Origin of the sequence: Brevibacillus reuszeri (genome assembly GCF_002897295.1) — a bacterium.
GTDB classification, from domain to species: Bacteria; Bacillota; Bacilli; order Brevibacillales; family Brevibacillaceae; genus Brevibacillus; species Brevibacillus reuszeri_A.
This window is the reverse complement of record NZ_BEXF01000053.1, coordinates 1-9,493: the sequence shown is the minus strand read 5'-3', so window position 1 is coordinate 9,493 and position 9,493 is coordinate 1. Positions and strand designations below refer to the sequence as shown.

6 protein-coding genes and 2 rRNA genes are annotated in these 9,493 nt (G+C 45.0%); 5 read left to right on the top strand and 3 right to left on the bottom strand.

Annotation, left to right across the window (positions count from 1 at the left end):
• A 23S ribosomal RNA gene (locus C3B52_RS34700) occupies positions 1–125 on the top strand; the annotation flags it as partial.
• Between the two features lie 131 nt (positions 126–256).
• On the opposite strand, the gene C3B52_RS34695 is transcribed toward C3B52_RS34700, so the two are convergent.
• From C3B52_RS34695 to C3B52_RS34685, 3 genes are all read right to left on the bottom strand, one after another.
• Positions 257–1,624: a sensor histidine kinase gene (locus tag C3B52_RS34695; protein ID WP_103110895.1), complete on the bottom strand. Its 1,368-nt coding sequence runs from the start codon at positions 1,622–1,624 to the stop codon at positions 257–259.
• A complete protein-coding gene (locus C3B52_RS34690) occupies positions 1,621–2,334 on the bottom strand; it encodes a response regulator transcription factor (protein WP_103110894.1) in 714 nt (237 codons plus the stop codon). Before C3B52_RS34690 ends, C3B52_RS34695 begins: the two co-directional genes overlap by 4 nt.
• A gap of 165 nt (positions 2,335–2,499) precedes the next feature.
• Positions 2,500–3,192, bottom strand: coding sequence for a hypothetical protein (locus C3B52_RS34685; protein ID WP_103110893.1), 693 nt, complete (start codon positions 3,190–3,192; stop codon positions 2,500–2,502).
• Positions 3,193–3,760: 568 nt separating this feature from the next.
• Between C3B52_RS34685 and C3B52_RS34675 the strand changes: the two genes are divergently transcribed.
• The 4 genes from C3B52_RS34675 to C3B52_RS34660 all read left to right on the top strand — a co-directional run.
• Positions 3,761–4,960 carry an MFS transporter gene (locus C3B52_RS34675; RefSeq protein WP_201264985.1) on the top strand — a complete coding sequence of 400 codons (1,200 nt, stop codon included), beginning with the start codon at positions 3,761–3,763 and terminating at the stop codon, positions 4,958–4,960.
• Positions 4,961–5,147: 187 nt separating this feature from the next.
• A complete protein-coding gene (gyrA, locus tag C3B52_RS34670; protein WP_103110890.1) occupies positions 5,148–7,658 on the top strand; it encodes a DNA gyrase subunit A in 2,511 nt (836 codons plus the stop codon).
• A gap of 144 nt (positions 7,659–7,802) precedes the next feature.
• Complete coding sequence (locus C3B52_RS34665; RefSeq protein WP_235615959.1) at positions 7,803–8,915, top strand: HD-GYP domain-containing protein; 1,113 nt, start codon at positions 7,803–7,805, stop codon at positions 8,913–8,915.
• A gap of 380 nt (positions 8,916–9,295) precedes the next feature.
• Positions 9,296–9,493 (top strand): 16S ribosomal RNA (locus tag C3B52_RS34660); the annotation flags it as partial.

Genomic DNA, 9,493 nt, shown 5'->3' with positions numbered 1-9,493 from the left:
AAGATGAGACTTCCCACAGCGTAAGCTGGTAAGACCCCTCATAGACGATGAGGTTGATAGGTTCGGTGTGGAAGCGTGGTAACACGTGGAGCTGACGAATACTAATCGGTCGAGGACTTATCCACACTCTTAGCAATCATGCAGATCCAGTTTTGAAGGAACGAGCTTGCCATCCGAGAAGGATGGTTTTTTTGTGTGCGCAGATACAGCTGTGGCCGCCAAAAGGGAACACCCGAGGAGAGAAACACTTCGGGTGTCATATATGGCTACCTGGTTGCTGAAGAGGGAGTGTAATGCGAAAGATTGCTCCCGTAAATACTCCGTTTTTAACTTCGATTGTTCCCCCTGAGCGCTCGATAATTGCGCGAGTAATCGCAAGACCCAATCCAACGTCTCCATTTTTACCTTTGACAAAACGATGAAACAGATGAGGGAGCAAATCTTCAGGAATTCCATCTCCATCATCGATTATTTCAATGGTCACAAAGCGTTTCCCTGATTGGATTTTAATTTCAATTTGCTCGGTTGCATGACGGAGCCCGTTTGCGATTAAATTCAACAAGGCTTGCAAAATTTTATCGTCATCTACATAGACGATACCATCCTCGCCATAAGTACGGATGGCGATAGCTATGTTTTGTTGGAGTTTTATCGGATGTAATCGCTCGACGGCACGATTGACTAGATCTGCAGCGGAATGAGTCGCAGGATGAAATAAATCTTCTTCGCTCTCCAGTTTTGCCAAGAGGGTAATTTCAGTCACAATATGCTTGATTCGATTCGTTTCGGAAACAATGACATCTAGGCCCTTATGCGCCGCGTCATCTGCAAAAATACCGTCGCGAATGCCTTCTGCATAGCCTTGAATCGACATGAGGGGAGTCTTTAATTCATGAGACGCATTCTGTAAAAATTGGCGTTGAATTTCATGAAAACGATCCAGCTCCTGCGCCATGGAGTAGACACTTTCTGATACCTCAGCAATTTCCCCACGTGCCGGAACCAATTGGACCTCAGAGAAACGGCGAAACTGTACTTTTTTGATTTCCTTGGTCAATCTGCTTAGAGGCCTTACCATGCTTCTCGTGATAAAAAAGCTGAGTAGAATAGCCGATCCAACACCGATTAAAAGGATGACGATAATTTTTTCAGTAAGCTCCATGCGGACTTCCTTTAATCCGCGAACAGGAGATGCAAGAATGAGCCGCTGTTTTTCATCATTTTTCAGACCAAGACTAACAACCACATAATCATCCCCGCCAACAAGCCAAATATTTTTATCCGTCCGTTTTTCTGCTTTACGTTCCAGTGCTTGCAGCCATTGATTCAAATTGGATGAGGGGAGAGACGTGTAAAGCACCTTTTTCTTTTTGCCAAGCAGCAGAATTTCTACTTTGCGATTAGAGACCAGGAGCTTATCCAGCTCGGCAATGTCTTCGGCTTCAAAAGCCTCGTCGGAGTGTTTGATCTTTTCAATCCAAAACTGTCCTTTTAGCGTCAGCTCCTTTTTTTGCTGGGTAATCAAATTATCCAGGAGGAAAGAGTGAATTATGGTAGCAGAAATTCCGGTCACAATGATAAGCAGTGCAGCAAACATCAGGGTAATGCGTGATTGGAGATTCATCCTTCACGGTTCCCTTCTGTCATACGCAAACGATATCCGAAGCCCCAAACGGTTTCTAAGGGCAGATGGTCCAGCTTTTTTCGAATACGGCGAATCAAATCATCTACGACTCGGTCACTACCAAAGTAATCATCGCCCCATACGAGGGTAAGTAATTCATCACGGGAAAACGCTCGATTGGGATGCTCAGATAATAGCGAAAGGACCTGAAATTCTTTTGCGGTAACCTCAACCTCGGCTCCAAGAGAAAATACTAATCGTTTTTCTTTATCCAATACAAGTAAACTGCTGACTGGCTGATCATTTACTAGCGGTGAGGTTTGTTCTCCACGATTATTCATTCGTTCCCAACGACGTAGCGCCCGGTTCACACGAGCGACTAATTCACGTGGACTAAAAGGTTTAGTTAAATAATCATCACTGCCCAGCTCGAGCCCTAATATTTTGTCTACCTCTTCATCACGAGCCGAAATCATAATAATGGGCGTCTCTGATTCTTTTCGAATACGCCGACAAAACTCATATCCATTCATGCCAGGCAGCATGATATCAAGCACCCATAGATCAGGGGGGGCAGTTTCATTTAAATGAATGGCTGCTTCGGCAGATTCTACACTATGGGTTATGTAACCTTCCTTTTGTAGATAAGCTTCTACAATTTGGCGAATATTAGGGTCATCATCGACGATGGCTATATGAAAGGATCTCATAACATTCCTCCGAAAACCTCAGATTCATCTGTTATTGTACAACAGATAGGGAGTGCCTCAGGGGATTCAGACCGTATTCCCATACTTTTCCCATACTTTACGGGGCATGAAAAAAACAGCTCTGCCATGCATGAGCTGTTTCGTTCGGACATATATGCAGGATAGTTACTGGAGGGCATCGTAAATCGAAGCTTTTTGGGACAAGATTTCATTTTCGATGTCTGTCCACTGTTCAAGCAAATCGATCGCTTCTGTTAGGGATGTACTCCACGTATTGTCGCCATGTTTGTAGGCTTCCTTGGTTACCTTCATTTTGTCTTTGAACTGTTGTTTGATTTGTGTTGCATCTTCGCGGTTTGCTTTTTTTGCTTCGCGGATCGGTTTAATTTGTGCCATCGGCTCTTTTAGCTGTTGGTGCAGTGCTTTGACCTGCGCAAGCTCAGACTCGATTGGAGTCAGCTTGCTCTTGATTGCTTGATGATTTGCTTCGATAGCAGCTTTCAATTCTGCCACCTTCGCTTTGTCTTTAGCGGCTTTGGCCTCTTTTAGTTGCACCGTGAGCGCCTTGTTTGTTTCGCGGATTGGTTTGATTTCCTGCATCACATTTTTAACAGCAGCACGTACTTCCTCTGATACACCACTACGAACCGATTCCCACATGGCTTTGTTTTGGCTTGTTTGGGCTTTTAGTTTTTCATTCAAATCCTTTTTGATCGTCAGGAGCGATTGCAGTTCTTGATATTCTGGAGTTTGATTTAGCTTCTGTTCCTGGGCAGGTTGCTCTTCAGCATGGATGATGCCTGTTCCACCTGCCAATAAGCTAGCTGTTAGTAACGATACAGAAAGAATTTTTTTCATCTGTGTTTCACTCCTTCAATGATTGTTTCGTACATCATCAAAGATAGACAAGAAATGCGAGAAAAGTATGGGAAAAGAAAGTGGAATTCATACATAAGTGGAGGTTGTGTAGCTTACAGCATTGTAAGGATACTGCAAGCCAAATCGATGGTAGCGAATTACTTGGGCTTGTACAATTTAGGTATCAACAAACCGGAGGGATACACCATGAGAAAACTCATTCATATGATAGCTATCGCATTGGGACTGCTTGTAGATGCCAAAATAACGATTCAATCCTCCGAAATGGAGACAATCGTCAAGCTGTAATAGATATAGATATTGTAGAGGCGCCAGTATGTCGGTGTCTTTTTTATTTGGATTTGAAAGTTATGGGATGTGGCAGCTTCGGGAGGGGCTGTCTTGCATACTTTCACCTGGCATCGGCATGATCGGTCTGGAACAAAATTATCAACAGACATTGCAGGAGTTAAAACATTTGAATCAAAGCTAGGAAGAAACAGTTCATGCATTGACTTTTCAAACTTAATATATGATATTGTATATAAATAAGAGTCTTCGGTGTCGTATGGGAGTGTATACAATGTCAGAGATAAAACCGTTATGGACAAGAGATTTTGTAATTTTGGCCCTGTCTAACTTTATGCTGTTCGTCGCTTTCCAAATGCTGTTGCCTACGCTTCCGGTGTATGTGACCGATATGGGTGGGGATCAACTCGCTGTTGGGCTTGTTATCAGCCTGTTTACCGTGTCGGCGCTGCTTGTTCGTCCGTTTACCGGGAAGGCTTTGGATACCATCGGAAGAAAGCCGGTTCTTTTGCTAGGCTTGGTCATCTTTTTACTAGCTGTATCCGGATACTACTGGATGGTCAGTGTGGCTTTGGTTTTGGCTATTCGTTTTATTCATGGGATAGGCTGGGGGATTGTGACTACCACATACGGTACAATCGTCTCTGACATTATTCCCCCAGAGCGTAGCGGTGAGGGGATGGGGTACTTCGGGATGTTCAGCAACCTAGCGATGGCCTTTGGTCCGTTAGTCGGTCTCTGGGTCTCCCAAAACTGGGGATATGGCTGGCTGTTTGCGATATCTGCAGGCTTGACCGTACTTGCGATGATTTTATCCAGGCTGGTTCGCATCAAGGCATTGCCTGCTGTGAAGCGCCCACGTACGAGTATTTTGAGCGGCTTGATAGAAAAGGCAGCGCTGTTTCCTTCTCTCTTGAATTTATTGATCGGGTTTATTTATGGCGGGATTTTCAGCTTTATTACGTTATTTGGGCTCGAGGTTGGGATTGAAAATATCGGGTTGTTCTTCTTGTTCAATGCGATTGCTTTGATGGCGGTTCGTCCTCTGGCCGGTAAGCTGTTTGATCGCAGGGGGCCGGTATGGATCTTGCTGCCGGGCGCGGTTATTCTTGGTGTGGGCTTGCTTCTCTTGTCATACAGCACGACAGAAATGGAGCTGATCGTGGCGGCAATCCTGTTTGGAATCGGGGTAGGCTCCGTTCAGCCATCCTTGCAAGCGTGGACGATCAAGCGAGTGGTTCCAAACAGAAGGGGAGCGGCAACCGGGACATTTTTCTCAGCTTTCGATTTGGGGATTGGCGGAGGCGCAATGATCCTGGGCGCGATCGCCAAAGCCACCAGCTTTGCTTTGATGTATCGTTACTCACTGATTGCGCTTGCCCTATATTTGATTATCTACATCGTATACTTGAGTCGGCAAGCCAAAAAGGCAAAAGCAGCCGAGACGCTTTCTTCATGAAACGTCTCGGCTTTTTTCTGTATGAATAGATGGGGCTCAAATGACAAACAATAAGTGAATGTCCAAACAGTAATGGAATAAAATTGAAATAGGGAGAATCGATTGATCATGCCTGATTTCTTGGACGTGCCCACTCTCTATATGGTATAATAACGTATTGTGATAACCAGTTGGAGGTTTACCCTTTATGGCAGAAGAAACTGCTCGGTTTCCCAAAGTCGATATTAGCCAAGAAATGAGAGAGTCGTTCATCAGCTATGCGATGAGCGTTATCGTCAGTCGGGCTTTGCCTGATGTTCGTGACGGATTGAAGCCTGTACACAGGCGTATTTTGTATGCCATGCATGACATGGGTCTTACTCCAGACAAAGCGTTCCGTAAGTCGGCAAATGTTGTCGGGGAAGTTATGGCGAACTATCACCCACACGGTGACTCTTCGATTTATGAAGCGATGGTTCGTATGGCCCAAGATTTTAACATGCGCTATATGCTCGTTGAGGGGCAAGGAAACTTCGGTTCTGTAGACGGCGACCCGGCAGCGGCCATGCGTTATACAGAGTCTCGTTTTTCCAAGCTCGCGCTGGAACTCCTACGTGACATTGATAAAGAAACGGTCGATTTCGTTCCGAACTATGATGGGCGTAAGGAAGAGCCAGTTGTATTGCCTTCTCGTTTCCCTAACCTGCTATTGAATGGTGCTTCAGGGATTGCGGTAGGTATGGCGACCAATATTCCTCCGCACAATCTGACGGAAGTGATTGATGGCGTTATTGCAATGATCGACAATCCGGATATTACTGTACAAGATCTGATGAAGATCATCAAGGGACCGGATTTCCCTACTGCTGGTGAGATTCTCGGCTACAGTGGTATTCGTCGTGCCTATGAAACTGGGCGCGGCTCAATTATCATGCGTGCGAAGACGTTGATTGAAGAGGATAAAGGAAAGCCGCGCATTATCGTAACGGAGATTCCTTACCAGGTCAATAAAGCACGACTTGTCGAAAAGATTGCGGAGCTCGTGCGCGAAAAGAAAATTGAAGGTATCACAGACCTGCGTGATGAGTCTGACCGCAAAGGCATGCGCATTGTTATGGAGCTGCGTCGTGACGTAATTCCAAAGGTTGTCTTGAACAATCTATTTAAGCATACCCAAATGCAGACGTCGTTTGGGGTCAATATGCTTGCACTCGTCGATAGTCGTCCGCGTGTACTGAATTTGCGCGATATGCTGTATTACTATTTGCAGCATCAACGTGTTATTATCCGCAGAAGAACTGAGTACGATTTGAAACAAGCAGAGGCACGCGCCCATATTTTAGAGGGGTTGCGGATTGCGCTTGATCATATCGATGCAATCATCAGTTTGATTCGTTCTTCGCAAACGACAGAAGAAGCCCGTGAAGGACTTATCTCGAATTACGCTTTGAGCTATGAACAGGCGCAGGCGATTCTTGATATGCGTCTGCAGCGTCTGACTGGCTTGGAGCGGGAAAAGATTGAAAACGAGTACCAGGAGTTAATGGTGAAAATTGCAGAGCTGCGCTCGATTCTCGCTGATGAAGGAAAAATCTATGCGATTATTCGCGAAGAGCTTTCCGAAATCCAAGAGAAATTTGGCGATGCTCGTCGCACCGTAATCACGTTTGATGAGAATCATATCGAGGATGCAGATTTGATTCCAGAAGAAGATGTGGTCATTACGTTGACCCATGATGGATATATCAAGCGTCTCCCGGTTTCTACGTACCGTGCACAAAAGCGGGGCGGAAGAGGAATTCAGGGACTCGGTACCAAAGATGACGACTTTGTTGAGCATCTGTACATCACTAATTCCCATGACTACATCATGTTCTTTACTAGCAAGGGCAAGGTGTATCGTCTGAAAGGCTATGAGATTCCAGATTTGAGTCGAACAGCCAAGGGAACTCCAATTATCAATCTCATCCAGATTGAAAAAGGAGAACGTGTGAGTGCAGTAATCCCTGTCAAAGAATTTGATGAAGAACACTATCTGTTCTTTGCAACGAAAAAAGGGATTATCAAGAAAACAACTCTCGAATCATACGAAAACATTCGCAAGGGTGGATTGATTGCAGTCAATCTGCGCGAGGATGACGAGTTGATTGGCGTTCGTTTGACGGATGGTCAGCAGGAGATTATCATGGGCACGCACAAAGGGATGTCTGTTCGCTTCAATGAAGGCGACGTTCGCATGATGGGACGTAACGCTACCGGGGTGAAAGGGATTACCCTAGATGATGACGATGATGTAATCGACATGGACGTGATCAAACCGAATGCAGAGGTACTGATCGTTACTGCAAATGGTTACGGGAAGCGGACACCAGTCGATGAGTATCGCATTCAGTCGCGTGGTGGTAAAGGGATCAAGACGCACAATGTAACAGAACGTAGCGGTCCTGTAGTTGGCTTGAAAGTCGTAGAGCCAGAAGAAGATCTGATGATTATTACGACTTCTGGAGTTATCATTCGTACGGAGATGAAGGGTATTTCCGTAATGGGTCGTTATACGCAAGGCGTCAAGCTGATTCGTCTCTCAGAAAACGAGCAGGTAGGCTCTGTAGCCAAATGTCCGCCGAACGAGGATGAAGATATAGAAGACGAAGCTACCGAAGAGCTGGTAGAGGATCAGGACAATAACGAACCAAATGATAATGATCCAATTGAAGAATAGGTAAGAAAGTGTGATTAGGCGCTCCGGCCAAGGGGCGTCTTTTTACGTTTTCAGGAAAAGAATAAGCTTCTCTAATGCTTTTTACCTGCCAAATGGTTTGAAGTTAGGGTAGAATTGGGAAAAGAACACTATATCATTTTAATCATGGTGGATCGGATGGTGACCAATTTGCCCATCGTGGAAGTGAAACAACTAACCATTGGAGCGAAACTGGCGGAAGAAGTATACACTTCGTTGGGAGGAATTCTTTTTACAAAAGGAACCGCCCTGAACGAAAAGGAAATAGAGATTCTTGATGCATTTATGGTCAAGCAGGTCCCGATAGAGGATGTAAATGTATCCCCGGGCGAACAACAGACTGAGCAATCTCCTGAAGAACAAAATATGGTGCATGAGAAGCTCAGTCCAGAAAAAACTTCATTTCAGCAGACCTTTGATAAAGCAGTCTCAACACTGAAAAATTTAATGATTCGCGTACAGGGCGGCAATAACATTCCTGTAATGGAAGTGCGGGAAGTCGTTACTCCGATCGTTATGCAGTTCCAGAAGCAACCTGAGGTATTGCTTTCCTTGCGCAGTTTTTCCCGGTTGGACAGCTATGCGTATGAACATGCGATTGCAGTCGGGATCATTTCCTATATGATTGCTAAATGGACCAAGGTGCCTGAAAAAGAGTGGATGCAGGTTGCTTTAGCAGGAACGTTGCTTGATATCGGAAAAACGAAGCTTGATCGGCGTATTCTTCAGAAGCCGGGTAAATTAACGGCAGAAGAGTTTGAAGAAATGAAAAAACATACGGTGTACGGATATCAGATTATTAAAGCCTCACATGGTTTGAGCGAAGGTGTGGCGCTGGCGGCCTTACAGCATCATGAGAGAGAAGACGGATCTGGCTATCCATTGGGACTACCGGGCTCGAAGCTGCATTTGTACAGCAAGATCACAGCGGTAGCAGACGTATACCACGCTATGTGTTCAGATCGTGTTCATCAAAAAGCTCTTTCTCCTTATCAGGTTGTTGAACAGCTTGTTCAAGACAGCTTTGGGAAGCTCGACCCTACTATCGTTCGGACTTTTGTAGAGGGAATTACGCAATTTGCTGTAGGAACTGTGGTTGAGCTAAGCGATGGGACCATTGGCAAGATTGTATTTACAGATCGAAATCAACCGACTCGACCAATGGTAGAGACGGGGGGAAGAATCATTAATTTGGTGGATACTCGCCATTTATCGATAGCGAGAGTATTAGAGCAATAAGTAGTGAAAGGGCGCGAGTTTACTTGCGCTCTTTTATTTCATTTAAAAAAGTTTAGTATAAATACAAAAAGGTATTGTATTCGTACGATGGACGTGATAAGATACATCTTGTCGCTTCGAGAAGAGGCATACTAGCAAGAAGAAAACGAAAAACATAGTGTTGACTTCTTAGTAGCTGTTTGATAAAGTATTGAATTGTCGCCGCTGAGCGAGAGAAAAGCTTTTGAAAAAAACTCTTGCAAAGATGATCGCGATGAGATATACTAGGAAAGTCGCCTAAAGAACGGGCGCAAAACAAAATGCTCTTTGAAAACTGAACAGCGAAAGCGTTAATGAGTCTATCATTAAATGATTTGCCAGCTTTGAACCAGCAACAAACTTTATTGGAGAGTTTGATCCTGGCTCAGGACGAACGCTGGCGGCGTGCCTAATACATGCAAGTCGAGCGAGCCTCTTCGGAGGCTAGCGGCGGACGGGTGAGTAACACGTAGGCAACCTGCCTCTCAGACTGGGATAACATAGGGAAACTTATGCTAATACCGGATAGGTTTTTGGATCGCATGATCCGAAAAGAAAAG